The sequence below is a fragment of the Ectobacillus sp. JY-23 genome (genome assembly GCF_023022965.1).
In the GTDB taxonomy this organism is placed as follows: Bacteria; Bacillota; Bacilli; order Bacillales; family Bacillaceae_G; genus Ectobacillus.
Genome location: NZ_CP095462.1, coordinates 1,862,228 through 1,887,742 on the forward strand (window position 1 = coordinate 1,862,228; position 25,515 = coordinate 1,887,742).

Annotated in this window: 24 protein-coding genes; 7 read left to right on the plus strand and 17 right to left on the minus strand. The window is 41.3% G+C overall.

Going from position 1 to position 25,515, the window contains the following annotated elements; all coding sequences use genetic code 11:
* Positions 1-92: 92 nt before the first annotated feature.
* Entirely contained in the window at positions 93-1,811 is a 1,719-nt protein-coding gene (gene acsA / locus MUG87_RS09625) for an acetate--CoA ligase (RefSeq protein ID WP_247087249.1), read from the minus strand.
* 172 nt (positions 1,812-1,983) lie between these two features.
* Between acsA and MUG87_RS09630 the strand changes: the two genes are divergently transcribed.
* Genes MUG87_RS09630 through MUG87_RS09640 form a run of 3 tightly spaced genes read left to right on the plus strand, consistent with a single transcriptional unit; the run spans position 1,984 to position 4,427 of the window.
* Positions 1,984-2,616 carry a GNAT family N-acetyltransferase gene (locus MUG87_RS09630; RefSeq protein WP_247087251.1) on the plus strand — a complete coding sequence of 211 codons (633 nt, stop codon included), beginning with the start codon at positions 1,984-1,986 and terminating at the stop codon, positions 2,614-2,616.
* Between the two features lie 12 nt (positions 2,617-2,628).
* Complete coding sequence (locus MUG87_RS09635; protein WP_247087253.1) at positions 2,629-3,264, plus strand: acetoin utilization AcuB family protein; 636 nt, start codon at positions 2,629-2,631, stop codon at positions 3,262-3,264.
* On the plus strand, positions 3,264-4,427 hold the full coding sequence (locus tag MUG87_RS09640) for an acetoin utilization protein AcuC (RefSeq protein ID WP_247087635.1): 1,164 nt from the start codon (positions 3,264-3,266) through the stop codon (positions 4,425-4,427). The genes MUG87_RS09635 and MUG87_RS09640 overlap by 1 nt, the downstream gene beginning before the upstream one ends.
* 185 nt (positions 4,428-4,612) lie before the next feature.
* Here MUG87_RS09640 and MUG87_RS09645 read toward each other — a convergent pair whose 3' ends face one another.
* The 4 genes from MUG87_RS09645 to MUG87_RS09660 all read right to left on the minus strand — a co-directional run bounded on the left by MUG87_RS09645 (position 4,613) and on the right by MUG87_RS09660 (position 9,202).
* A complete protein-coding gene (locus MUG87_RS09645) occupies positions 4,613-6,598 on the minus strand; it encodes a methyl-accepting chemotaxis protein (RefSeq protein ID WP_247087255.1) in 1,986 nt (661 codons plus the stop codon).
* 475 nt (positions 6,599-7,073) lie between these two features.
* On the minus strand, positions 7,074-8,072 hold the full coding sequence (ccpA, locus tag MUG87_RS09650; protein ID WP_247087257.1) for a catabolite control protein A: 999 nt from the start codon (positions 8,070-8,072) through the stop codon (positions 7,074-7,076).
* A gap of 334 nt (positions 8,073-8,406) precedes the next feature.
* A complete protein-coding gene (ytxJ, locus tag MUG87_RS09655; RefSeq protein ID WP_247087259.1) occupies positions 8,407-8,724 on the minus strand; it encodes a bacillithiol system redox-active protein YtxJ in 318 nt (105 codons plus the stop codon).
* Between the two features lies 1 nt (position 8,725).
* Positions 8,726-9,202, minus strand: coding sequence for a DUF948 domain-containing protein (locus MUG87_RS09660; protein WP_247087261.1), 477 nt, complete (start codon positions 9,200-9,202; stop codon positions 8,726-8,728).
* A 224-nt stretch (positions 9,203-9,426) separates the two neighbouring features.
* Between MUG87_RS09660 and MUG87_RS09665 the strand changes: the two genes are divergently transcribed.
* A complete protein-coding gene (locus tag MUG87_RS09665) occupies positions 9,427-10,542 on the plus strand; it encodes an aminopeptidase (protein WP_247087263.1) in 1,116 nt (371 codons plus the stop codon).
* A gap of 83 nt (positions 10,543-10,625) precedes the next feature.
* Entirely contained in the window at positions 10,626-10,781 is a 156-nt protein-coding gene (locus MUG87_RS09670) for a DUF1540 domain-containing protein (protein WP_247087265.1), read from the plus strand.
* Between the two features lie 35 nt (positions 10,782-10,816).
* Here the strand turns inward: MUG87_RS09670 and murC are convergent, their stop codons facing one another.
* The 7 genes from murC to MUG87_RS09705 all read right to left on the minus strand — a co-directional run bounded on the left by murC (position 10,817) and on the right by MUG87_RS09705 (position 19,129).
* Positions 10,817-12,121 carry a UDP-N-acetylmuramate--L-alanine ligase gene (murC, locus tag MUG87_RS09675; RefSeq protein ID WP_247087267.1) on the minus strand — a complete coding sequence of 435 codons (1,305 nt, stop codon included), beginning with the start codon at positions 12,119-12,121 and terminating at the stop codon, positions 10,817-10,819.
* Between the two features lie 198 nt (positions 12,122-12,319).
* The gene (locus MUG87_RS09680) at positions 12,320-13,438 is read right to left on the minus strand and encodes a nicotinate phosphoribosyltransferase (RefSeq protein WP_247087269.1); all 1,119 of its coding nucleotides are present in this window, start codon (positions 13,436-13,438) and stop codon (positions 12,320-12,322) included.
* Between the two features lie 140 nt (positions 13,439-13,578).
* Positions 13,579-16,080: a DNA translocase FtsK gene (locus MUG87_RS09685; protein ID WP_247087271.1), complete on the minus strand. Its 2,502-nt coding sequence runs from the start codon at positions 16,078-16,080 to the stop codon at positions 13,579-13,581.
* A gap of 242 nt (positions 16,081-16,322) precedes the next feature.
* Positions 16,323-17,132 (minus strand): DUF1444 domain-containing protein, encoded by an 810-nt coding sequence (locus MUG87_RS09690; protein ID WP_247087273.1) that lies wholly within the window; start codon positions 17,130-17,132, stop codon positions 16,323-16,325.
* A gap of 15 nt (positions 17,133-17,147) precedes the next feature.
* Positions 17,148-17,459, minus strand: a complete 312-nt coding sequence (locus MUG87_RS09695) for a thioredoxin family protein (protein WP_247087275.1) — start codon at positions 17,457-17,459, stop codon at positions 17,148-17,150.
* 39 nt (positions 17,460-17,498) lie between these two features.
* On the minus strand, positions 17,499-18,008 hold the full coding sequence (locus tag MUG87_RS09700) for a DUF84 family protein (protein WP_247087277.1): 510 nt from the start codon (positions 18,006-18,008) through the stop codon (positions 17,499-17,501).
* A 47-nt stretch (positions 18,009-18,055) separates the two neighbouring features.
* Positions 18,056-19,129: a M42 family metallopeptidase gene (locus MUG87_RS09705; RefSeq protein ID WP_247087279.1), complete on the minus strand. Its 1,074-nt coding sequence runs from the start codon at positions 19,127-19,129 to the stop codon at positions 18,056-18,058.
* A gap of 140 nt (positions 19,130-19,269) precedes the next feature.
* Between MUG87_RS09705 and MUG87_RS09710 the strand changes: the two genes are divergently transcribed.
* Positions 19,270-19,578: a PepSY domain-containing protein gene (locus MUG87_RS09710; RefSeq protein WP_247087281.1), complete on the plus strand. Its 309-nt coding sequence runs from the start codon at positions 19,270-19,272 to the stop codon at positions 19,576-19,578.
* 94 nt (positions 19,579-19,672) lie between these two features.
* On the opposite strand, the gene MUG87_RS09715 is transcribed toward MUG87_RS09710, so the two are convergent.
* Both MUG87_RS09715 and trmB read right to left on the minus strand, forming a co-directional pair.
* On the minus strand, positions 19,673-20,509 hold the full coding sequence (locus MUG87_RS09715) for a YtnP family quorum-quenching lactonase (protein ID WP_247087283.1): 837 nt from the start codon (positions 20,507-20,509) through the stop codon (positions 19,673-19,675).
* 158 nt (positions 20,510-20,667) lie between these two features.
* A complete protein-coding gene (gene trmB, locus MUG87_RS09720; protein WP_247087285.1) occupies positions 20,668-21,321 on the minus strand; it encodes a tRNA (guanosine(46)-N7)-methyltransferase TrmB in 654 nt (217 codons plus the stop codon).
* A 121-nt stretch (positions 21,322-21,442) separates the two neighbouring features.
* Here trmB and MUG87_RS09725 point away from each other — a divergent pair, with 121 nt between their 5' ends.
* On the plus strand, positions 21,443-21,721 hold the full coding sequence (locus tag MUG87_RS09725; protein WP_247087287.1) for a YtzH-like family protein: 279 nt from the start codon (positions 21,443-21,445) through the stop codon (positions 21,719-21,721).
* On the opposite strand, the gene MUG87_RS09730 is transcribed toward MUG87_RS09725, so the two are convergent.
* The 3 genes from MUG87_RS09730 to thpR form a co-directional block, all read right to left on the minus strand.
* Positions 21,716-22,498, minus strand: a complete 783-nt coding sequence (locus tag MUG87_RS09730) for a phosphotransferase family protein (RefSeq protein WP_247087289.1) — start codon at positions 22,496-22,498, stop codon at positions 21,716-21,718. The genes MUG87_RS09725 and MUG87_RS09730 overlap by 6 nt on opposite strands.
* Positions 22,499-22,689: 191 nt before the next feature.
* Positions 22,690-24,822, minus strand: a complete 2,133-nt coding sequence (pulA, locus tag MUG87_RS09735; RefSeq protein ID WP_247087291.1) for a type I pullulanase — start codon at positions 24,820-24,822, stop codon at positions 22,690-22,692.
* A 159-nt stretch (positions 24,823-24,981) separates the two neighbouring features.
* Positions 24,982-25,512, minus strand: coding sequence for an RNA 2',3'-cyclic phosphodiesterase (gene thpR / locus MUG87_RS09740; protein ID WP_247087293.1), 531 nt, complete (start codon positions 25,510-25,512; stop codon positions 24,982-24,984).
* Between the last annotated feature and the right edge of the window lie 3 nt (positions 25,513-25,515).

Below are 25,515 nucleotides of genomic sequence, written 5' to 3' on the forward strand. Positions count from 1 at the left end.
TATAATTAAGTACAACTTCCCTTTAAAATTTCACGCTCTTTTATCTTAGCACAAAAAAGAAGCTTGAACACGTGGTTCAAGCTTCTTTCATATTAATCTTCCATTGTAGAAAGATCTCCTGTCGGTAAATCGAGTTCCCACGCCTTTAAAACGCGACGCATGATTTTACCACTTCGTGTTTTAGGTAATTTATCTCGAAATTCGATTTGACGAGGTGCCGCGTGTGCAGCCAAACCTTTCTTCACAAATAGACGAATATCTTCAATTAATTCATCAGATGGCTCATAACCGGTACGCAATGCAATAAACGCCTTGATGATTTCACCGCGAACAGGGTCCGGTATACCAATAACGCCTGCTTCTGCAACCGCAGGGTGTTCGACAAGTTTGCTCTCTACTTCAAACGGCCCTACACGCTCTCCTGCCGTCATAATCACATCATCAATTCGTCCTTGGAACCAAAAGTAACCGTCTTCATCCATATAAGCAGAATCTCCTGATACGTACCAGTCTCCTGGCATAAAATAAGACTCATATTTTGCTTGATTATTCCAAACCATACGCATCATAGAAGGCCATCCTTTTTTGATAGCTAGATTGCCCATTGTATAAGGAGGTACTTCTTTGCCTTCGTTATCCACAATGGCTGCTTGAATACCAGGAAGTGGTTTGCCCATAGAACCTGGACGAATTTCCATGCAAGGGTAGTTACAAATAACTTGTCCGCCTGTTTCCGTCATCCACCACGTATCATGTATGCGTAAATGGAATACCTTCATACCCCAGCGAACCACTTCTGGATTTAAAGGCTCTCCCACACTCATAATATGACGAAGCGATGATAAATCGTACTTCTTCAGCACATCATCTCCCGCTCCCATTAACATACGAAATGCCGTTGGTGCACTATACCAAATTGTAACACCATATTCTTGCAGCGCCTCATACCATGCGTCTGGACTGAAACGCCCACCAAGTACAACGTTAGAGGTACCCGTTAACCATGGTGCAAAAATACCATAAGACGTACCTGTTACCCAGCCTGGATCTGCTGTGCACCAATATACATCATCTTCTTGAACATCTAATACCCACTTTGCTGTCTGATAATGCTGAATCATCGCATTATGAACATGCAAAATGCCTTTTGGCTTTCCCGTAGAGCCGGATGTATAATGAAGGATGAGACCGTCTTCACGACTTACCCATTCAATGTCTAATTTTTTGGATGCGACTTTGAACAATGGATTAAACGCTACTGTTTTGCCGCCTTCTTCCACGTTTTCACCAACAAGAAAAACGGTTTTTAAAGCTGGTAAATCGTTAAAGGGAACACGTGAAAGCAACTCCGGTGTCGTAACAAGCACCTTCGCTTCGCTATCCTCTAAGCGATCGCGCACTGCGCCTTCCATAAAAGCTTCAAACAAAGGTCCTACAATTGCACCAAGCTTTACTGCGCCAAGTAAAGTAAAGTACAACTCCGGTGAGCGCGGCATAAAGATGAAAACACGGTCTCCTTTTTCTACATCACCATATGTTTTCAGCACATTTCCTGCTTTATTAGAGTTTTCCATCATTTCTTTAAAGGTATATTTCTCACGGCGTTCGCTATCTTGATAATATAACGCCACCTTATTTTTAAGCGGTGATGCCGCATGTCTATCAATTGCTTCATATGCAATGTTTACACGACCCGTTGTATACCAGGAAAAGTTTTGCTCTGTTTCTTTCCAATCAAAATTTGCACATGTTTCATCATAACTTACTAGATTATTAGCTCCTTTAATAACCGGAAGCGCTTCCACTTTCATTGTAACTTCCCCCTCCTTTAGCAACTCTACTATTTATTATAATGATACTTTTCTTAATTTTCAGTATAATTTATCGTTTTTATGTAAATTTTTACTGACAAATTTCGATTCACATCGCGTAATTTATACGCTACTATGAAGGAAACGACTAGCATCAAGGGGGTGAAATCGATTGATTCATAATAAGGTATACCATGCCAAAACATTAAAAACACCAAAAGGTACCTTAATGATTGAAGGCCCTGTGTCTCCTAGTAATTTAGAACTCTATCAGTTTCATGAGGACCTTACTGCATTTAGACCGGCACCACAGCAGTATAAAGCTGTTTTAGAAATCTCCAAGCTCCCAGAAGCCCGCATTATTATAGCACGTCATCAAGACTTAATTGTCGGCTATATTACATATCTTCACCCAGACCCGCTAGAACGCTGGTCAGAAGCGAACATGGAAAACTTGATTGAGCTTGGTGCTGTTGAAGTTGTGCCTGCTTTCAGAGGCTTCTCTGTAGGTAAAAACATGCTCCAGATATCCATGCTGGACGACTATATGGAAGATTATATCATCATTACAACTGAATACTATTGGCACTGGGATTTAAAAGGGACAGGGTTAAATGTGTGGGAATATCGAAAAATCATGGAAAAAATGATGAATGCAGGTGGGCTAGAGTGGATGGCCACAGATGAACCTGAAATTTGCTCACATCCTGCAAACTGTCTCATGGTTAGAATCGGAAAACGTGTTGATCAAGACTCTATTCAAACATTTGATAAACTACGTTTTAAAAATAGGTTTATGTATTGAGGGGGCGCACGAATGATTGTAGAAGAAATCATGAATAAGCACGTCATCACATTAAGCCCTGCGGACACAATTGAAACAGCACTACGTACACTTACCGCTAAAGGCATTCGGCACATTCCCATTGTGACCGCAAACCAGGAGGTCGTTGGCATTATATCCGATCGGGATGTAAGAGATGCTTGTCCTTCTATTCTTGATGAGCACATTTGTAATGATATGCTAAAACAACCGATCCAGCGCATTATGACACAGCCGGTTATTACTTGCCACCCACTTGATTTTGTTGAAGAAATCGCTACGGTTTTTTATGATAATAAAATTGGTTGCTTACCTGTCACACAAGCTGGCAGCCTTGTCGGTATCATTACTGAGACAAATGTTCTGCATACACTCGTTGAGTTAACAGGGGCCCATCAGCCCGGATCGCAGGTTGAAGTACAAGTAGAAAACATACCCGGTATCTTAAGTAAAGTTGTAGCTGTATTTGCCAAAGAAAATGTAAATATCGTCAGTGTTCTTGTATATCCCGCCAAGGATGAAATGCAAAAAATCTTAGTCTTTCGTATCCAGACTATGAATCCCCTAAAGATTATTAATCAATTGCGCGGAGAAGGCTACCATGTATTGTGGCCGAACGCAACTTTCTAATGGACAGCGTATTTATATATTCAGAGGCCTTTCAAGACTACCGCTTCAGTGATGAGCATCCATTCAACCAACTTCGTGTCAAACTCGTATACGATTTGTTGCAAAAAGGGGGATTCATTCATGAATCACAAATCGTATCTCCGCGTATGGCAACGGATGAGGAAATTGCGCTTATTCATGATAGCGCATACATTAAAGCTGTAAAGAAGGCTGGAAAAGGACTCCTTGATAAACAAAGCGCTTTGCCTTATGGATTAGGTACAGAGGATACGCCTATTTTCCCAGATATGCATGAAGCAAGCGCTTGGCTTGTTGGCGGCACTTTAACTGCCGTTGACTATGTATTAGAAGGCAAAGCAAAGCATGCTTTAAACCTTGGTGGTGGATTACATCACGGCTTTAAAGGAAAAGCGTCCGGCTTTTGCGTTTATAATGACAGCTCCATTGCTATTGAATACATAAGGCGTAAATATGGTCTGCGCGTTTTATATGTCGATACAGATGCCCATCACGGTGATGGTGTGCAGTGGTCCTTCTATGATACACCAGATGTTTGTACTTTCTCTATGCATGAAACAGGGCGCTATTTGTTTCCAGGCACAGGAGCCGTAAACGAAAGAGGACATGGTCCCGGTTACGGTTACTCTTTTAACGTACCGCTTGATGCGTTTACTGAAGATGACTCTTTCCTGGAAACATATCGGACAATGATGCATGAGGTAGCTGCGTATTTTAAGCCGGATATTATTCTCACACAAAACGGTGCTGATGCGCACTATTACGATCCATTAACACACTTGTGCTCTACCATGCGTATCTATAGAGATATTCCAAAGATTGCACATGAAGTAGCTCATCAGTACTGCCATGGTCGCTGGATTGCCGTCGGAGGGGGCGGATATGACATATGGCGAGTAGTTCCGAGAGCTTGGTCCTTGATCTGGCTTGAAATGCAGGAGCAAACTGTATCGGGACTTCTTCCTCCCGAGTGGATTGAAACTTGGAAGCCTCATGCCAAAACGCCTATTTGTACGCATTGGGAAGATGTAGAGCAGCTGTATACACCCATTCCAAGAAAAAATGAAATTGAAGAAAAAAATCGTTTGACGATGCTTAAATCATTGGAGATTATACGCTCCAATATGAAAAATAGCATCTTTTAGGTGGATAAGAAAAAGCGACGGCAGCCCGTCGCTTTTTCTTATTTTTGGCTCTGTTAAAGTTCGCTTTTGATTTCTGTTACCACGGGCAGTCAAAGAGCCGTCTCAGCGCTACACACCTGCGGTCTCCCTTTAACTCGCTTTCCCTCCTGAACAAGTACCAATTGTTATCCGACTTTAACACAGCCTTATAGTTTAAACTTGCCAATCATGTCCTGCAGCTCTTCCGCCATTTCGGATAAAGCAATTGATGCATCGTTCATCTCTTTGATCGAAGCAGATTGCTCTTCCGAAGCGCTAGCGATGCGCTGCGTACCAGCGGCATTCTCGTTGGCCGCAGCTGCAATTTCATTCACAGCTGCTTCTAAGTTAGTAGCGTCCATAGTCATACGCTGCACCGTAATCACCATGCCCTCCACCTGCGCGGCAATTGTTTCGGTAGACTTTAAAATTTCCTCAAAGCTTTGTTCGGTTTGCATGGCAATCTGCAAGCCTGATTGCACCTCATTATTAACTTGCTTCATTGTTGAAACCGTTAAGTGAACATCTTGTTGAATCTCATTAATAAGCTTTCCAATTTCATTTGAGGAGCTTGCGGATTGTTCTGCCAGTTTTCGTACTTCATCAGCAACAATCGCAAATCCTCTGCCGTGCTCTCCTGCTCTTGCTGCTTCTATCGCTGCATTCAAGGCGAGTAAATTGGTTTGATCCGCAATTCCTTTAATCGCTTCTAGAATTGCTCCGATTTGTTTGGATTTCTCGTTCAACAGTCCAATTACGGCATCGGATTCATGAACGGAACGGTGAATCGATTGCATTTGCGTAACCGTCTCTTTCACCATCGTACCACCGCTCTGTGCTTTTTGCTTTGTGTATACAGATGATTCTGAGATAACTGCCGATCCTTCAGATACACACTGAATGCCGTTTGTTACTTCTTGAAGCAACTCCGCACCTGCCGCAACACTCTTTGTTTGATGCTCTACACCGCTTGAAACCTGCTCCATTGCATGCGTGATTTGTTGCGTTGTTTCATTAGCCTGGATAACACTTGCTGTCAGCTCTTCAGAAGATGCAGCTACCATCCCAGCTGATGTATTAATTTGTGAGATTAAATTTCGCAAAGACTGTGCCATTTCATTAAAGCTTGTTGCAAGCTGTCCAACTTCATCTCGAGAGCTTACAGCAATTGTTTCCGTAAGATCACCTTCACTAATCTTCTGCGAAGAAGCCAATAAACGTTTTAATGGTTTTGTAACTGTCATGATTAGCAGATAAATACCAATGCCGCCAATCACAATAGAAGCCCCAATTACTATTAAGATTTTAAAGAGTGTCGGTCTGGCCGCATCCGAAACCTCCTTATCGTACATGGTACCGATAATTTTCCACCCCGTATTTTCGCTCGTTTGGAATGTCATTTTACGCTCTTGGTTTTGATACGTATAAGATAATATCCCTTCATTTTTCTTATATACGGTGTTCATAAAGTCTTCTTCAACTGCAGTGCCTGGTTTTAACGTAGGATGTACAATAACCTTTTTATCTCCCGTAAAAATAGATACATAGCCCTCTTTACCAACTTTAACCTGAGTAGCTAATTTTTCAATACTCTTCACATTAAAATCTATTGCAACCACTCCGCTACCATCAGTCGTTTTCTTAGCTAAAGTGATAACCGTATCTCCGGTAACAGCATCCTTATATGGATCCGTAATAACAACCTCTCCTGCTTTTTCCATTGCTTGTTTGTACCACGGACGTTCTTTATGATTATAGCCGGAAGGCAACTGTTGCATCGGTATCATGGCAAATGTACCATTTTCCCCTCCCGTATATACTGATTGTATTTCTGGATGAAGCTTAAGATATTTAGCAAAGTCTACTTTAATTGCCAACATACTTTCCTCTGCTTCATAGGTAGACTTACCAAGTAGTGCAGTCATAATGTTTAAATCATTAAACTTATTTTCCATATCCTTACTAATAACCGTTTCCAGCACATCCACATTCACTTTCGCGTTTCTTAAAATCTCTTTCTCAAGACTATCTTTTGTCTCAGTATAAGAAATGCCCCCTATCGCAACACCAGCTATGATAAAAATTAAAAAAAATGGAAATAAGAGTTTTTTTCCAATAGTCTGTTTTGTAAATACGTTCCTTATAAACTGCATAAAACTTACCTCCTCTTATATTTCTTTTTTCGACATGTCTATGTAGATTGGGCGGTTTATCCACTTGCATATGAAATTAGTTCTTTCATCAGCAGTTATTTGAAATTATCTTCATCACAAATAATGATTTTTCAATTAAACTTTTTGAAATAAAGATATTGTCGCGCACCATTATTCTATGTAACAAGTCCATTCTACTGTGAATTCTATATAATACAATTTTATTTGTCTATATTAATTTAAAAATAATTAGAAAAAACAATAAAATTTGTTTTAATAGAGTTTAAGTTCGTTTCTGATTTTCTTTAGCCTCCTCATTGCTGTTGGGTCTGCGAGGTCTCTTTTTGATCTACTTTCCTGCAAGAGTCTTACCATTTCACTCCCATTAACACGTACCAATGAGCCACCTCCGGCTTTCACACAGCTTCAATAATAAAAACAAATAAAAAAAAACGCACAGGACTCTGTGCGCTTTTTATTTTGTCGACTTACGGAATTGAATGCGGTGTGGTAGGATAACTGTGTGGTCCTCTACTGTTTCCTTGTTCATATATTTTGTTAACAAGCGCATCGCAACCGCACCAATATCATACATCGGTTGTACCACAGTTGTTAATTGCGGGCGCACCATTGTTGCCAAACGTGTATTATCGTAGCCGATTACCTCTACGTCATTCGGGATGTGTACGCCTTGGTCTTGTGCACCGTGAATGACACCAAGTGCCATTTCATCAGATGCCACAAAAATAGCAGTGGGCTTTTCAGCTAGTTCCCACAACTTATCAAAAGCTTCCAGTCCAGAATCGTATGTGAACTCACCTTCTACAACAAGCTCTTCTCTATAAGGAAGACCTGCTTCTTCCAAAGCTCTCCGATATCCGTTTAGCTTTTTGCTTTCCGCCGCAGCATGTTCAGCTTGACCGGATACAAACGCAATATGTGTATGACCCTTTTCCGCCAAATATTGCACTGCATCAAATGCACCTTGCTCATAGTCAATATTAACAGAAGGTGTTGTGCAGCCTTCATCAAAAGAAGCAGCCAATACGATTGGAACAGGTGATTTCGAGAATTCCTCCACATGCTCTTGTGTAATTTTCTCACTCATGAATACGATACCATCTACCTGCTTACCGAGCATCGTATTTAATAAGTGCATTTCTTTTTCTTTGTTTTGATCAGAGTTGCTTAAAATAATGTTGTACTTGTACATTGTTGCGATATCCTCAATACCGCGTGCTAACTCCGCATAAAAGATACTGGATATATCAGGGATGATAACACCTACTGTTGTTGTCTTTTTACTTGCTAAACCACGCGCAACCGCATTTGGGCGATATCCTAATCGCTCAATGGCCTCTGATACCTTTTTACGTGTTGTCGGCTTCACATTGGGATTACCGTTGACTACACGAGAAACTGTAGCCATGGACACATTCGCTTCTCGTGCCACATCATATATTGTTACGTTCATGCTTGTTCGCTCCTTTGTTATATTTCTATATAAGTGACTTTTCAACTGCTGTTTATGCCTCGCACAACATGAAAATCCTCACTCGTTTGTATGCTCATTACATGCCAGTTTTGTGCATCTTGAAAAAGATATTCTTCACTCATATATGTACGAGTAAGTGAGTAGCCAACAAAAAGCTTGCTCATCCATATGTTAATGAATGTACATACTCCTTTTATCATACGATACAATTGCTTATTCAGACAATATTTTCCCTCAAAAGCGCTGAAAAAATTCCTCCGCTTTTTTCGCTACAATTCAAAATAGCAAAAACCGGACAAAAGCCCGGTTTTTTTTACTGAATATGCTCCTTCAGAGATGCTTGCGTAATGTTCCAATGAGAGGCATGCCACGTTACTTCATGATTTTGCACATATAAAACTTGAGGGGATTCATGACGTATAGCAAACTGTTCGGCAATATGGTTAGATAGCGCTCTTGCTTCTTGCACGTAGAGATACGCTGCCGGTACATACGCGTCTGCCATGTATGCTTGAAATTCTTGAAATGCCGCCTGACTTACAGGACAAGTCAGGCTATGCTTAAATAGAATGAGCGTATGATGTTTCGTTAAAAGAATATGTAACTGTTCTTGCGTTTCAATCCTCTCCATCTTATTCACCTCTTGAGCGAACTGGAATGCGAACCGCTTCAGATTCAATTTCTCGCTCTACTTCTTTTCGCTTTCGCTTGCGAAGGCGATCATACACCTCCATCGCAGCAGTTCCCCACTGCATGGCTTGTGCTACTTTATCCGCATTTTGTTCTGCTTGCGTTGTAACGGTATTTGTAATACCACGGAGCTTTGTGTTCATCGTACTGATTGTTGCCCCAATGCCTTCTACTGATTTTACAACCGAATTCAAAGACTGAGATTTCTGCTGAATATCTTCGGCAAGCGCATTCGTTTTATGTAGTAGCTGTTCTGTTTCTGCGGTAATCCCCTGCAGCTGCTTTTCCAATGAAGCTGTTGTGCTGGCCAAATTTTCTAGCGTTTTACGAAGCGCCATCAGTGTTACACATAAATAAGCGACTAATACTGCAAACGCCAATGCCGCAAGCGCTATACTTGCTGTTACAATCATATCCATATGTTTCAGCTCCCTCACATGTGATTTGTTATTATTATACAACGATTTGTGCCTACATACTATTTTTCACCGAATACGTAAAGGAAATGTAACCATCTCATTCATTTTCCCATCATAACGATACAAAGATGCAAAAATACACAAATTCAAAAAAGTCGGTTACAATAAAAGTATATAAGTGCAACTGTCTGTACTTATATTATGAAAAAGGAGGATACATAACTATGAAAGATTCTCGTATTGAAACATTAGCACATAATTTAATTAATTACTCTGTTAAGTTGCAAAAGGGTGAAAAAGTTCTCATTGAAAATTTTGGTCTGCAACGCGAACTTGTAACTGCTTTAGTAAAAGAAGCTTATAAAGTGGGTGGGCAACCGTTCGTATCTTTAAAGGATCATCAAGTTGATCGCGCTTTATTAATGGGTGCAACTGAAGAGCACTTTTCTTTATTAGCAGACTTTGAAGCAAATGTGATGAAGAACATGGACGCTTATATAGGTTTACGCTCTGGTGATAATATTAACGAACTTGCTGATGTACCAAGCGACAAAATGAAAATTCACGGTCAAACAGTAGGACAAAAGGTACATCGCGATATTCGTGTTCCAAAAACACGTTGGGTTGTACTGCGTTATCCCAACTCTTCTATGGCACAGCTTGCAAAAATGAGCACAGAAGCATTTGAAGACTTTTATTTCAATGTATGTAACTTAGATTACGGCAAAATGAGCAATGCAATGGATAGCCTTGTGGAATTAATGAACAAAACGGACAAGGTTCGTATCACAGGACCAGGTACCGATTTAACATTCTCTATTAAAGATATTCCTGCGGTAAAGTGTGCAGGTGAAATGAATATCCCAGATGGTGAAGTGTTCACAGCACCAGTAAAGGATTCTGTTAACGGTACTATTACCTACAACACACCGTCTCCATACAATGGTTACACGTTTGAAAATGTCAAACTTACATTCCGCAATGGTAAGATTGTAGAAGCAACAGCTAATGATACAGAGAGAATTAACAAAATTTTCGATACAGACGAAGGTGCACGTTTTATCGGCGAATTTGCTATTGGTGTGAATCCTTACATTTTACATCCAATGGGTGATATTTTGTTTGACGAAAAAATTGACGGCAGCTTCCACTTTACGCCGGGACAAGCTTATGACGAAGCTTATAATGGCAATAACTCTAACATTCATTGGGATTTGGTATCCATTCAACGTCCAGATTATGGCGGCGGTGAAATCTACTTTGATGATGTACTCATTCGCAAGGACGGCGTATTCGTTATCTCCGAATTAAAAGGATTAAACCCTGAGAATTTAAAATAAGAGCTTGTATGAGCACCCCTCTTTTCGGGGAAACTAATGCTGTATTCCTTATGGATACCACTACCATAAAAGGGGGCTCTCATATGGCACAGGATGTATTATGTGAAGTCAATAACTGCGTACATTGGAAACAAGGCAACAATTGCGGTGCAACGCAAATCTACGTAGTGAGCCATGCTGGTAAACAAGCTGATAATTCCAAAGAAACAGATTGCAAAACGTTTGAACCAACCATTTAAGGTAAAATAAAAGATGCGAGCAATGCTCGCATCTTTTATTTTACCTTTACTTCTTTTTCATATGCTTGCTGGAACTTTTGAATATCCCCCGCCCCCATAAAAATGAGAACACCATTCGTGTAGCGTTTTAACACTTCTGTTGTCATTACAGTAATTAACTCTGCACCGTCGATGCGCTGCTGTAAGTCACGAATAGACAATTCTCCTTGGTCTTCACGAGCGGAACCGAAAATATCACATAAATACACTTGGTCCGCTTTTTCTAAACTTTGCGCAAATTCATCTAAAAATGTTTTTGTTCGTGAAAATGTATGTGGCTGGAAAATGGCTACAATTTCACGATTCGGATACTTTTGACGTGCTGCTTCAATTGTTGCTGTGATTTCTGTCGGGTGATGTGCATAATCATCAATAATAATTTGCTCGCCTAATGTTTTTTGACTAAAGCGCCGCTTTACGCCTGTAAATGTCGTTAGTTGTTGTTTTACAATTTCAACATCAATATTTTCATAATGACACAATGCAATGACAGCAAGCGCGTTCATCACACTGTGATTGCCGTATCCTGTAATACGAAACGTGCTATAAAACGTATTGCGTACAAATACATCAAATGTCGTGCCATCTGTATCTTTTTGAATATTACGTGCCTGAAAATCATTGTCCTCGCCAAGACCATAGAAAATAACTGGTACTTTTGCTTGGATTTTTTGTAGTTGTTCATCATCGCCGCATGCGATAATCCCTTTCTTCACCTGCAAGGCCATTTCCTGAAATGCGCTAAATACATCATCAATATCCCTAAAGTAATCGGGATGATCAAAATCAATATTTGTCATAATTGCGTAGTCAGGATGATAGGAAAGAAAGTGCCTGCGATATTCACATGACTCAAATACAAAATATTTACTATCTGATGCACCGCTTCCTGTTCCGTCACCAATTAGATAAGACGTAGGATGTGCACCTCTCATCACATGAGCTAACAGCCCTGTTGTTGATGTTTTACCGTGAGCTCCGGAAACAGCTATGCTCGTATAACGCCCCATCAATTCCCCTAAAAAATGATGATAACGATGAACTGGCACATTCATTTCTTTTGCTGCCACAATCTCTTCATGCGTGTCCGGAAATGCATTTCCTGCAATCACGGTCTGGCCTTCTTCAATATTCCCAGCGTCAAATGGAAAAATAGAAATGTTTCTTTTTTCTAATTCCGCTTGCGTAAAGAAATACTTCTCTACATCCGAACCTTGCACTTTGTTGTTCATGTCATGCAGGATTTGTGCCAGTGCGCTCATACCCGTACCTTTAATCCCTACAAAATGGTAAACTGTCATTTTAAAGAACCTCCAACATCAATAACTGATCCAGCAGTCTATCTGTTAGACAGTATATGATGGTTTTTCTAATTTGGGAATATCCCAATCCATACGTACACATGTATCCATATCTTTAGTCACAACAAACTCATTATACCAAAAATCCCATTATCGTACGAGACAGAAAAACATGACAGGAACCGTCCCGTCATGTTTTTACTCATTGGTCTTTTTCCTTAACATAACGCGCTCAAGACGTGGGTTCGGACGATACTTACGCCCCGCTTTGGCCGCAGGTTCGCCGTCTAATTCAACATTGTCACCTGTAAAGCCAATATTGATTTTCAATAAACTGCCACCCACACCATACATATCCACAGGTACATGTTGCGCTTCAAACTCACGAATACGCTTTTCATCAAAGCCACCGCTTACCACAATTTTTACATGCTGAAAACCTTCTGCATCTAACGCTTGTCGCAACGCAAAAATAAGAGGTGGGTTAACACCGCGCGGGTCAAATGTACCAAGCAATTCCGGATGACGAATAAAATGCTGATCAATCATAGTCCGTGATGTATCCACTCGTACGCCTTTTAAAGCTGTACCAAATTCACGTGCCACTTTTAAAGCGTCGGTAATCACATCGTTATTGTAATCAATCAACACAATTAAATCATCTGTTGGAAACTTTTGATGATATGCTTGTGCAGCTTGTACAACATCGCCATTAAACATTTGAATGAGCGCATGCGGCATAGTTCCCATGCCACTTTTGCCCCACCATTCATTCATGGCATGCGTAGCTTGCGCGCTCGTGCCACCAATATGCGCTGCATACCCGTCACCAGCTTGTTGTGTAAAATGGTCATCTCTGTCTCCCATAAAGATAATCGGTTTCTGCTTACCGCCACTTCGAGCTGCTTGTACGACATTGTATACATTCGTTGCCACTGACGTTCTACGCGCTAAAATACCGTCAATCACACCTTCTAAATAACCAAAATCTTCATAACGACCGCGAATTGTTAAAACCGTCTCAAATGGTGCAATCATATCACCATCTTTCAATGCATGAACCTCTAATTGTTCAGGATGATCAGCAAATGTTTCCAAAAGGGCTAATACTTCATCTGTCCCACAGAGCACGGCATGCTCTTTTTGAAAAAACTGCATCGTCACAGTTGTTCCCGGACGAAACTCCTTAATAATATCCCGCGTTTTTAAGAAGTACACTGCAGAAAACCAGCCTTCTCCCACGCGCTCATCAAATTTGAATGTATGATTTGTTAAGCGGCTCATGTGCCCCTGTAATTTCAACTCAATCTCTTTCATATCATAAAAACTCCCTGTTGTACTCTTGTCCTTTATAGTATGAAGTATCTCCTGTCGATTTATCACATAGGAACAGGCGAGCATGTTCGCCTGCACATCCATACACACAAAGGACAGTATATTGTTACATGTTCTATAGGTTACATAGAATCTTGCATAGCTACAAGCTCTTCCTCTGTAACAAGAACATCGCGCGGCTTCGTTCCACGCGCCTCTGAGATAATGCCTTGCTGCTCCATTTCCTCAATTAAGCGCGCTGCTCGATTATAACCGACGCGAAAGCGACGTTGCAAGGAAGATGTAGATGCGCCGCCCTGTTGCAGTACGTAATGACATGCTTCAAAAAACAATTCATCTTCTGCTTCATGATGTTCTGCCTTAGCGAGCAGATCCTCTTGCTGAAACAAATAATTGGGTTTCATTTCTTGCTTCACATGATATACGGTACGCTCAATCTCTTCATCAGATACATATACACCTTGTATACGAACCGGCTTGCTTGTGCCATTCTCTAAAAAGAGCATATCACCTCGTCCAAGTAGCTTCTCGGCTCCACTTATATCAATAATTGTTCTTGAGTCTACTTGCGATGATACGGTAAACGCAATACGGGTTGGGATATTCGCTTTGATCAACCCTGTAATAACATCCACAGACGGTCTTTGCGTAGCCACAAGTAAATGAATACCGCACGCACGCGCTTTTTGTGCGATGCGGCAGATTGCTTCCTCTACATCAGCAGGAGACACCATCATTAAATCCGCAAGCTCATCAATGACAATTACAATGTATGGTAAAGCTTTTCCTTTATCATGTTGAGCGGCTAAATCATTATAACGCGTCAAATCGCGTACACCTGCATGAGCAAATAGCTCATAGCGACGTTCCATCTCATCAACAGCCCATTTTAACGCTGCTGTCGCTGCTTTTACATCTGTAATAACCGGAGCAACCAGGTGCGGAACAGCATTATAAGGCGCAAGCTCTACCATTTTTGGATCAATGAGAAGCAGCTTGACTTCATGTGGCATCGCTTTGTATAAAATACTTGTTAAAATGGCATTAATGCACACACTTTTCCCTGATCCTGTAGAACCAGCAATGAGACCGTGCGGCATTTTACGAAGATCCGTTACAATAGGCGCACCTGAAATGTCAAGACCAAGAGCCACAGTCAGCGGTGAGGTTTGCTCTGTAAATACAGAGCTACTTAATACCTCTCGCAAAAACACAGGCTTACTCGTTGGATTTGGCACTTCAATTCCGACCGCATTTTTGCCCGGTATAGGCGCTTCAATTCGAATATCGCGCGCTGCTAGATTGAGCTTAATGTCGTCAGATAAATTTGTAATCTTATTTACTTTGACACCCGGCTCTGGCTGTACTTCAAATCTCGTTACCGCAGGTCCTTGTGTTACATGAATAACACGGGCGCCAACATGGAAGTTGTCAAAGGTCGTATCTAATAACTTAGCTTGTTCGTCTAGCCACATATCATCATTTGCTTGTATCTCTGGAGGCGCCTCAAGTAAATCAAGAGATGGCAGTGCATATAAAGGTAATGTTTCGTCCTGTGTCGATTCAATATTCTCAGGTACTACAGATTGAGACTTTATATCTTGTACCTCTTTCTCGAAAACTCTTTCTATCTCCAGCTTCTCTTCCACAAATCGCACAGACTGCTGTGTCTGCTGTTTTGCTGCAAGCTTACGCTTATCCTGTTGCAGCATAAAAACATTGTACGGTACAAAGCGCTTTTTCTCACGTTTTGGCTCTTCTTTATTTTGTAAAGAAGCAGGCTGCTGTTGTGCGTTCGCTTCTTCAAGCATATCTAGTTGCTTTTCAGCTATTTGCTGCTCCTGAGCGATGCTACTTTCTGTTTGCATATGAGCTAGTTCCGCAACCTCACCTTTTAAAGCGGACTCTTCTTGCAAGGACTCCGCAATTGCTGCAACACGTTCTTCTGCTTTTGTAGGTTCTTCAATAGATTCCTCTGTTAAAATGCCTTCCATAGTTTCTTCTTGAGGTTCTACATTTTCTTTACGCCCTAGCTCTTCAGGCGACAAAGAATCAACGATTTGCTGCTCAAGTATCGCATCTTCATTCAAACCATACGCAGATGTTGGTTCTTCAAATGGATGTTTCTGTTGCACTTCTCGGCGATCTTCGTCCACGTATGCTTGTCCAGCATTCACTTCTTTTTCGTCTATGAATCCATTTTTAATCAGCCACGCATCGACGACAGATACCTGTTGCTCTGATAAATTGAATTCCGGCTCTGCCGGTTTCTTTAAAATATTTTCTTCCGGCCGCTGATAGCCAAAAACCGGCGAAATCACTTCTGTTGGTTGAAATGGTTTGTTATCAGGTGCAGTCTCCTTTACCACCATTCGTGGTGAAGTCGGTACCACTCGTACTTTAGCAACCTGTGGAGACACCTTAACTTCAGGCTCCTTTACTGATACCGGCTGAGAAATTTGACGATGTCCCACCTTGCGAGGTGCTTCATCCGGAATGACAGGAAAACGAAACTTCCCTGCTACTTCCGTTTGTTTTTTTTCATATGTTACGGGGTCTTTCATATCGGCGATCTCTGTAACTTGTTCCTCTTTGTTTAGAAGTTTTTTCATCCAATCTAACATACATGACCACTCTTTCTTCCAATCATAACATCCTTTATTGTAACAGCATTCGCCAAAAAGTGCAGGAAAACTTGCACATCTCTTTATATATCCCTTCTACCGGCAGATTGGCACTCTCTATCGGCCGATTTACACCTTCTATCGGCCAATTCAACCTCTCTATCGGCCGATTTCTTAATGCAACTACCTTACATGTTCTAGAGAAAAAACACCGATACAAGATTTGCATCGGTGTCTCATTGTTATTCTACGTTAGGTTTTACAGGTGGTACAACACGATTTTTTCCTAAAATAAAAATTGGTTCTAGCTCGTCTTCATATATAAAAGACAGGGAAGTAATCGGAACGCGGCCTTCCGCAAAAAACTTCATAGTCATATGCGCCAATATATCGTAACCAACTTCATTGCGTACATCAGCAATGATGAGTACGTCTTGATGTGGAACCGCTACAGCCATGTCACCTATTACTTGTTGTTTCATATCACTAAGTAAAGATTCATCTAAAATACGGCTGGCATCGTACCCATCGTTGGCACGGAAAAAGTAGAAGATATTTCCTGCAACCTCATCTTGCTTTACCTTTTTTGGCAAAGACCGTACATTAAACCGAGCCATTTCTCTCACTTGCTCCATTGTCCAGCCCAACTTTTGTAAAAGAGCCTGATCGATTAAACGGTAGGTTTTTTCCGAGTCTAAAGCATAATAAATACGGGTTTCAGCGGTATGCTCCGTTGTTACAAATGGATTGCCTTCCTGAGCCTCGAGCGGAAACGATGTGGAACGAATTACAGGCAACACTTTTGCTTCTGTGTCTTCGCGGTGCATGGCCAGCAATGCTTGTTCTACATAGTAGACCACTTCTTCAATGGCTTCTTCCTTCTTCATTTCCCACTTTGCAATAATGCCACCAAGTGTAACTGTAATTCCTTTTTGTGTGTGCTTATCTTCAATGCGAAGCGTTTCCTTTTCCTTGTCATAATGAAACACCCAATCTTCGCGCTGTAATCTTCGAATAAGCTCTTCTTTCATTTTCTTACCGGTCATTTTCATAAAGCTTGACTCCTCTTACAAACCGCTCAAAAACGCCTCGATTTGCTCTTGTGTTTTACGATCTTTGTTTACATAGCGACCTACCTCTTGTCCATCACGGAATGCCACAAAACTCGGGATACCAAACACATCCATTTCAATACACACATCGATAAATTGATCGCGGTCTACATAATAAAACACATATTCATTGTACTTTTCCTCTACTTCCGGCATAAAAGGCTCGATAAAGCGACAGTCCGGGCACCAATCTGCAGAAAATAAAAGAATTGTGTTCCCTGCATTTTTAACTGTTTGTAATTCTTCAAGCGTTTCAATTTTTTTCATATAAAACTCCTCCTCTGTAGGAATGTCTTTGGTTCATTCTTATTGTATTATACCAGCCTTATACTGATACTGTCCCACCAACAGCTTCGCAACATGCGTGAACATCGCTTCACGATCCACCTGCCCCGCAGTAAAAATACCGATTGCTCCTTCATTCGTACGGATATCCTTTCGCTTTGTATAAGCATTCATCACTTCACTAAGCTCAGCACCTGCCTGCAGTGGCTCTAAAAATTCATCTGGCAACGGAATACGGGCGCCCCCGGCAACATACGTTTCCCCTTGCTTTGTATAGAGCGCGCCCCAATTGCATAGGAATAAACCTCTATTTGTTTCTACAACACCGCCTTCAAGACCAATGGCATAATCAGCGCCTGTTTCTGTCAGTGCATATCGTGCACGATTGACAGCCCCCTCTATTGTTTCTTCATCAGAAAAAGGCTGCGCCGCTACACCCGACGGAGCATCTACCATCATAACTTCTTCTTGGACAGCATTTTTTACAGCTTGTACCTTTGTTTTGTTACAAGATCCAATTGCGATTTTCATTATGTTCCCTCCTCATAACAAGAAAAGGCCACATGGGCCTTTTCTTGTTATGCGTTATTTTTAATCGTTTCTAACGTTGTACGATCCGTTGCTTTCACGAGTTTTACGATGAGCTCTTTCGCAGCTGCGTAATCGTCAACATGCATAATAGAAGCATGTGTGTGAATGTAGCGTGCACATACACCGATTACCGCAGAAGGCACACCGGAGTTACTCGTATGGACACGACCTGCATCTGTTCCGCCTTGTGATACAAAGTATTGATACGGAATATTATGCGTTTCTGCCGTATCTAAAATAAATTCACGCATACCTCTGTGCGTAACCATAGAGCGATCTAAAATACGAAGCAACGTACCTTTACCAAGCTGTCCGAATTCATTTTTATCACCGCTTGCATCGTTAGCAGGACTTGCATCCAATGCATAGAAAATATCCGGATTAATCATGTTAGCAGCAGTTTGCGCGCCGCGAAGCCCTACTTCCTCTTGTACTGTTGCACCGGAATACAGCATATTTGGTAGCATCTCATTCTTGAGCTCTTTCAGCAATTCAATTGCTAGCCCGCAACCATATCGATTGTCCCAAGCTTTTGCCATAATTTTCTTTTGATTAGCCATTGGTGTAAATGGACAAATCGGTAAAATTTGTTGCCCTGGTTTCACACCAAACGACAATGCTTGTTCACGGGAATCTGCACCAATATCAATCAACATATTTTTTATATCCATTGGTTTTGCTCGCAACTCTTCACTTAAAATGTGAGGCGGAATAGACGCAATCACACCCGTCACTGGTCCTTTTTCCGTAATGATTTGCACACGCTGCGCTAATAGCACTTGACTCCACCAACCACCAAGCGGCTGAAAGCGAAGCATACCGTTATCTGTAATTTGTGTGATCATGAAACCAACTTCATCCATATGTCCTGCCACCATGACACGCGGTCCGTTTTCATCACCTTTTTTCACACCGAAAACGCTTCCTAAACGATCCTGGATAATTTCGTCACTATACTTTGCTAATTCTTGTTTCATAAAGCGGCGTACCTCATGCTCAAACCCTGCAGCACCTGGTAGTTCCGTTAATGTACGAAACAGTTCCAACGTTTGTTCGTTCATACTTCACACTCCTCTGTATGTATCCACCATATTTTTATTGTATCGAAATTTTGTAAATGTCGCTAGTTTCTTCTTTTTTCTTGCAAATTCGATTATACTGAGAGTGTTAGGTAATTTTTCGCAATTGAGGTGGAGAATTTATGAAGTGGAAAAGTTTACTTATCGGTACAGGTCTCGGATTAGTAGCTGGATATGCGCTTGCAAATACATTGAAATCAGAACATGTGACTGCAGAAAAGGCTCTTAAAGCAGCCAAGCGTACATTTGCAAACAAAGGAGAAGTAACTGGCTCCTGGATTCATATGGTCCCTGAAGTGCTGGAACGATTCGACTTAACGTATGAAGTATATAGGGGCGGCATTACAATCAACATAGACGAAGAACAAGAGCGCTTCGAATTCCTGCTCGATGCGAAAACAGGTGCGATCTTAGAAGTCCATCCGTCTTAAAAAACGAAGCTACTGTTTTTATGTCGCGAGAAAAGCTTGGGCCACAACATAATAGCAATTTTAAAACAGGGTGTCCTTAAGGGCACCCTGTTTCTTATACTCGTTCAATTTTACGCACAATATTGCCAGACTCGTCCCACTTTACCGCTCGTACGTATGCATCGTGGTAAAATGTGAACCACGCCCCGTTTTGTATCCCCCACTGTAGCCAATGCTGTTTTTGGTGAATAGATGTAATTGGATAGTCATCGTACGCCATCACCCAAAGCGGGTTTTGATGTGCATGCGTCGGAAGCAAATCTCCCATATGCAGCATGATGTCATCATGCTGCATAACCAGTACAATTGCATGACCATCACTATGACCGCCTGTATGAATGACACGTATCGCTTCGTTCACAGATACCTCTTTTTCAAACGTTACCACTTGATGCTGCACAGGCTCCCAATTCTCCTTCCAGTACGTATGTCTGGAGCGCATATTCGGACGCCTCATTTCATTCCATTCTATTTCTGAAACATATATTTTAGCATTTGGAAATGACGGTACCAATTTCTCATCATACCATTTGGTAAGACCGCTGGCGTGGTCAAAATGCAGATGAGTCATTACGACTATATCAATATCTTCAGGTGTTAAGCCTAGCTCCTTTAGAGAACGCTCTACCTGTGATTCTTCTGTTACTCCTTGGTTACGCTTCATCTTTTCATCCATTTTGTTGTTGCCAATTCCCGTATCAATGAGAATATTTTGTTCACCCTGCAGCAGCAATGGGTCTGTGCGTAAATGAATTCGGTTCATTTCATTATGCTCATACTTGCGCGACCATAATGCTTTTGGTACAACGCCGAACATTGCACCGCCATCCAAATATGTATTGCCTCCCACTAGCCATGTTACTTGTATATCCCCGATTTGTAACGTATTCATATTATCTCCCCTTTCCTATACAAGTGTACCACACAAACTCAAAAATGATGATGAGACGCAGTACAAGTGTGTTGACTATACATAACAAAGTATCACTTTCGACTCGTTCCATTCATCGTAATGCCGATAGTACAGCAGGCATTAAAAAAGCCTGCGCATCAATGCGCAGACTCATTTTGGAATTTGGCTTCTAGTCGATAAATACGATTCCCTTTTTGAGAAAACTTTTCTTCATACTCTGTCATAACATTGCCTTCAAACGCGCTGTTATGCAAATCAAGGCTGATATACGTTAACAGCATGCCATATGCCGAGATGCTGCATAGAGAGTACTCAAATAGCCCTTGGTTATCAGTTTTAAAGTGAATTTCTCCACCTTTTACCAAAACCTGCTCATAATTGCGCAAGAAGGACCGATAAGTGAGGCGACGTTTTTCATGACGTACTTTCGGCCAAGGATCTGAGAAATTCAGGTAGACGCGATCTACTTCACCATCGGCAAAGAATAACGTTAAATCTTTAGCATCTTTATTGATCAACTTTAAGTTTGGCAATTCCTCTTCCAATTGCTTGTCCAATACATCCACAATTACGCTAGAAAACTTCTCGATGCCAATGTAATTGATATGTGGATTTGCCTTTGCCATACCATAAATAAAACGGCCGCGGCCTGTTCCTATTTCGATATGAATCGGTTGTTCATTTCCAAATACATCCTTCCACGCGCCGCGATGAGCTTGCGGGTCAGAAATAACGATGTTTGGATTTTCATTTAATTGATCGATTGCATATGGCTTATGTCTTAATCTCATGATGATTCTCCCTTCTATGACAGCAAAAAACCAAGTACCTCGCGCAGCACTCGGCTCAAGAATAAAATAAACAAAACTCACGGACACTATAAGGTGAATACAGGAAAGGATGTGATATTCGATGCCTCTTACACACGAACACCAGGTAAGCATCTTAAAGGATATCTTAACAAATCACCAAAGCGATTGCTGCGGTACAGTTTCCGAATGTGAACAGGTCGAACGATTGGTTGAATCGCTAATGAATAATCACGCTGTAGGTGATGAACTAAAAGCGATGCTGGGTGATGTATACAATTATAGTCAAACCGGTAAATCATCAAGTGATCTCGGGCAGCATATTTCCAATCATCAAGAACAAATTACCGGCTGGATTTCAGGAATGGACAGCTTTTCATAACAAGTTTTCTAGATAACGCAGCCAATACTCTGTTTCGAAGGATTTGCCTTTGCTTTTGTACCATTGCACAGAAATAATGGACTGTGCAACAACATACCATTTCATTCTTCTTAACAATGAATCGTCTAATGCCATGCCATAATTTAAAAGCCACGCTTCCCATTCTTCACGCGGAATGTACCAATGAAGAAGCATGCCAATGTCAAGAGCTGGGTCCGCAACAACTGCACCGTCCCAATCAATCAAATATAATTGATCGCTATCAGACATCAGCCAATTATTATGGTTTACATCACAGTGACATACAACAGGCTGGTCATATCTCACTTCATGCAGCGCTTCCTCTAAGTAGTGAAGCGCTTTTTGGATAATTGGGATATGGATGACTTCTTCATCTAACGTCTCCAGCATTTGTCCTAAAATATCCGCTGCCCCAATTGGCTGCTTACCCAGCTTTTGAATCATTTGCAAAAGCGCATCGGACGTATGAATTTTCTTTAGTAAAAATGCCACTCGTTCCGAGCGCATGTCTTCTGGCTCTAGCTTATTACCGTTCAGCCAAGCTTGTGCAGAAATAACATCGCCACTTGCAATCCGTTTTGTCCACAGCAATTTCGGGACAATTCCTTCGGCGGAAAGCACAGCTAAAAAGGGGGAAGAATTCCGTTTTAAAAACAGCCGCCTCTCCCCTTGCTCTGCGAAGTATGCCTCACCCGTGGCGCCACCAGCAGGAATTATATTCCACTCTTCTCCTAATAATTGCTCCAACCATTCCATCCTGTTAACAATTCCTTTTGTTGTTTTTATTGAAGACATCGTTCGTACGCAATGCCTCTATATTTACATGTAGAACAAATCTTACGATTATATGACTTTTTTACAAAAAAGAGAGCTATCGCGGCAATAATACCATAATAGCTACCTTTGTCAATTCTACCTTTATTCGATTCTTATAGTCAAGTATAGAATCATTTGCTTTTTGCGATAATCCACAAACTAATCGGACTTACACAAAGCGTGTTTCCAATTAGTGCGGACGATGCTGTTATGTCTACTGTTTCACCATCAGCCAATATATGCCAATCAGCTACACTTGGTAATCGCACTTGTTGTTCCATCTCAGTTGGATTGAAAATAACACATATCTCACTCCACTGATCAAAGGAGCCGATATCATACAACTGATAAACAGTCACCCCGTCTGGTGCGGCCGGAAACGATACATGACGGCGCACTGCCTCGGCATCAGAAAGGCGAAAAGCAGCATGCCTTCTGCGGATGGCGATTAAACCTTTTACAAATGCTATATATTTCGCATGTGCATCCTTTCTTGCCCAGTCCAATTGATTAATATAATCGGGAGCGTTATAGCTGTTTTCTATACCTTGCTTTGTACGAAAGAATTCCTGTCCCGCGTGTATAAACGGAATTCCTTGTGCCAAAATAACCATTCCGGTTGCCAGCATATGCCTTCTTTTCCGAACTTCCTCTGTGTCATTTTTATTGCTTGCCCATAATTTATCCCACATGGTAGCATTATCGTGACATTCTACATAATTTACACTTTGAGATGGACTAGCAAATAAAGCGTTATCTCCAGCTTTTAGTCCCACACTGCCTGTTAACAAATATTGAATGATTTCTCTGTTACACGAACCGCCAAAAGCATATCCTCTATCTGTGCTATGAAAAGCACTTCCTTTAATAGTATCACGAAATACATCATTAAACTGAGCGATATTCGGCATACGACGTGCATTGCGAAGCGTTGCTTTTTGCTCCTGCGGTAAGGGGGTGTTCAAATCCCATCCTTCCCCGAGCAAGAGCACATTTGGATTGATTGTATGGACAGCTTGTTCTATCGCATTCATAGTGTCCCAATCCAAAATCCCCATTAAATCAAACCGAAATCCATCTACCTTATATTCAGAGAGCCAATATAAAACAGAATCAATAATAAATTTTCGTACCATACGGCGTTCTGATGCCATATCGTTTCCTACTCCTGTACCGTTAGAGGGCATGCCGTTTTGGTCATGTCTGAAATAATAACCGGGCACCAGCTTTTCAAACGATGAAGTTTCTCGTACGTACACGTGGTTATATACAACATCCAAGATAACTCGTAACCCTTGTTCATGGATGGACGCAATCATTTGCTTCAGCTCTCGAATTCTGCTGTACGGGTCACCGGGATTGCTTGCATAGCTGCCCTCAGGCGCATTAAAATGAAGTGGATTGTAGCCCCAATTATAGGCCGTAGGGGTCGCTTCATCAATGCCGTAAAAGTCATGAAGCGGTAATAATTCAATATGGGTGATTCCTAAATTACGAAGATACGTCAGACCCGTGTCTTGATGATGTGTTGCCGTTTCCATAACGCCCATATACTTTCCTTTATGCATTACACCGCTCTTAGGGTGCATCGTCAAATCTCGAACATGGACTTCATAAATAATTGCGTCTGTGTAACTTTGCAACGGCACAACTGATGGACTCCCCACTTTTGTTTGTTCCAAGTCGACAATAACACCGTGTTCCCCGTTTAAAGATACACTCTTTGCATATGGGTCTACAGCTTCGTGCCAAACAAGATTAATACATACTAATATTGTATAGCGTACACCATCTTGATCTCCCTCAGCGATTGCTTTCCATATTCCGTTTTCCTCTCGCTTCATCGGAATATCTGTATACTCGCTTTGTTCATACAAACGCAATTTTGCTGCTGTTGCTGTAGGCGCCCATACTTTACAAACACTTACCTGCTTGCTATAAGTGATTCCCAAATCATTGCCATCATAGCTATATAACGTATCAAATTCGCTCGTCCGAATAATAGCTCCTACCTGCAAATCTGTTGTTACATTTTGCTCATTCCGCACTGTATACATCACACCCAATATAGGAGCATGAGGTGTACTACATTCATATTTAATAAACTCTGACATTTGTATACGGTTTGTGACCGTCATATCCCATTCTTGTGCGCCGCATTGCAACTTAAAGTGGCCGGGGCCTTTATACATTGTAGGCATCAGTATTGTTACTTGATTGTTTCCGTCCAAATACGCTTCGAATGCGCGCTCAATTTTCAGCATGTTGTTCACCATCCTCTAGTTCGCATTGGCTTATTCCAACTGTTCCTAATAGTATATTCGTCTTAACAGAAAACGTTTTCAACAAAATCATACTGACTTTTTTACGTGCAATAACATTTGATACGTACTAAAGATTGTTATGATGGTTTTTAGACTTCTTTATAAATGATAGACAAACAACTCTTCATATTTAGGAATGCGCATCATATGCGTTTCATACAATACAACCCTTGTAACTTCAAATGACAAAGGCTTCCAAACATATGAGGGAGGAAAAAATGCATTCTCTGCCGAAAAGCGTCTAGCTAGCGTAATATGCGGACGATATGGACGCTTTTCAAGCTCAATGCCCGTCATTTCGCACGTTTTATGAATCTCTACCTGCAAACTCATCAATTCTGGGGGATATGTTACATCAGCCCATAAAATACGCGGTCGTTCCGGGACACCAAATGTTTTTAAGCCTTTTAATGATAGTTCAAACTTTTGTACTCGAATGTTGCTAAGCTGTCGTTGTAAAGAAGGAAGCGCTTGTGCAGCACTTCCTAAAAATGCAAGGGTAATATGATAATCATTCTGGTGCACCCACGTTCGAAACCCTAATGTGCTAGCCACTTTATTTTTCCACATTGCCAATTCTTCCTTTACAAAATCAGGCAACGGAATTGCAATGAAATAATGATTCGTCACTAA

What these genes read in the sequence shown, in the direction of transcription:
- ytxJ (WP_247087259.1), bottom strand. Translation starts at nt 8,724, where the DNA reads ATGGAGAGGATTGAAACGCAAGAACAGTTACATATTCTTTTAACGAAA.
- MUG87_RS09725 (WP_247087287.1), top strand. Translation starts at nt 21,443, where the DNA reads ATGCCTCTTACACACGAACACCAGGTAAGCATCTTAAAGGATATCTTA.
- trmB (WP_247087285.1), bottom strand. Translation starts at nt 21,321, where the DNA reads ATGAGATTAAGACATAAGCCATATGCAATCGATCAATTAAATGAAAAT.
- MUG87_RS09705 (WP_247087279.1), bottom strand. Translation starts at nt 19,129, where the DNA reads ATGAACGAACAAACGTTGGAACTGTTTCGTACATTAACGGAACTACCA.
- MUG87_RS09710 (WP_247087281.1), top strand. Translation starts at nt 19,270, where the DNA reads ATGAAGTGGAAAAGTTTACTTATCGGTACAGGTCTCGGATTAGTAGCT.
- MUG87_RS09730 (WP_247087289.1), bottom strand. Translation starts at nt 22,498, where the DNA reads ATGGAATGGTTGGAGCAATTATTAGGAGAAGAGTGGAATATAATTCCT.
- MUG87_RS09665 (WP_247087263.1), top strand. Translation starts at nt 9,427, where the DNA reads ATGAAAGATTCTCGTATTGAAACATTAGCACATAATTTAATTAATTAC.
- ccpA (WP_247087257.1), bottom strand. Translation starts at nt 8,072, where the DNA reads ATGAACGTAACAATATATGATGTGGCACGAGAAGCGAATGTGTCCATG.
- MUG87_RS09645 (WP_247087255.1), bottom strand. Translation starts at nt 6,598, where the DNA reads ATGCAGTTTATAAGGAACGTATTTACAAAACAGACTATTGGAAAAAAA.
- murC (WP_247087267.1), bottom strand. Translation starts at nt 12,121, where the DNA reads ATGACAGTTTACCATTTTGTAGGGATTAAAGGTACGGGTATGAGCGCA.
- pulA (WP_247087291.1), bottom strand. Translation starts at nt 24,822, where the DNA reads ATGCTGAAAATTGAGCGCGCATTCGAAGCGTATTTGGACGGAAACAAT.
- MUG87_RS09635 (WP_247087253.1), top strand. Translation starts at nt 2,629, where the DNA reads ATGATTGTAGAAGAAATCATGAATAAGCACGTCATCACATTAAGCCCT.
- MUG87_RS09670 (WP_247087265.1), top strand. Translation starts at nt 10,626, where the DNA reads ATGGCACAGGATGTATTATGTGAAGTCAATAACTGCGTACATTGGAAA.
- MUG87_RS09700 (WP_247087277.1), bottom strand. Translation starts at nt 18,008, where the DNA reads ATGAAAATCGCAATTGGATCTTGTAACAAAACAAAGGTACAAGCTGTA.
- MUG87_RS09690 (WP_247087273.1), bottom strand. Translation starts at nt 17,132, where the DNA reads ATGAAAATGACCGGTAAGAAAATGAAAGAAGAGCTTATTCGAAGATTA.
- MUG87_RS09695 (WP_247087275.1), bottom strand. Translation starts at nt 17,459, where the DNA reads ATGAAAAAAATTGAAACGCTTGAAGAATTACAAACAGTTAAAAATGCA.
- MUG87_RS09685 (WP_247087271.1), bottom strand. Translation starts at nt 16,080, where the DNA reads ATGTTAGATTGGATGAAAAAACTTCTAAACAAAGAGGAACAAGTTACA.
- MUG87_RS09660 (WP_247087261.1), bottom strand. Translation starts at nt 9,202, where the DNA reads ATGGATATGATTGTAACAGCAAGTATAGCGCTTGCGGCATTGGCGTTT.
- MUG87_RS09680 (WP_247087269.1), bottom strand. Translation starts at nt 13,438, where the DNA reads ATGAAAGAGATTGAGTTGAAATTACAGGGGCACATGAGCCGCTTAACA.
- MUG87_RS09715 (WP_247087283.1), bottom strand. Translation starts at nt 20,509, where the DNA reads ATGAATACGTTACAAATCGGGGATATACAAGTAACATGGCTAGTGGGA.
- acsA (WP_247087249.1), bottom strand. Translation starts at nt 1,811, where the DNA reads ATGAAAGTGGAAGCGCTTCCGGTTATTAAAGGAGCTAATAATCTAGTA.
- MUG87_RS09640 (WP_247087635.1), top strand. Translation starts at nt 3,264, where the DNA reads ATGGACAGCGTATTTATATATTCAGAGGCCTTTCAAGACTACCGCTTC.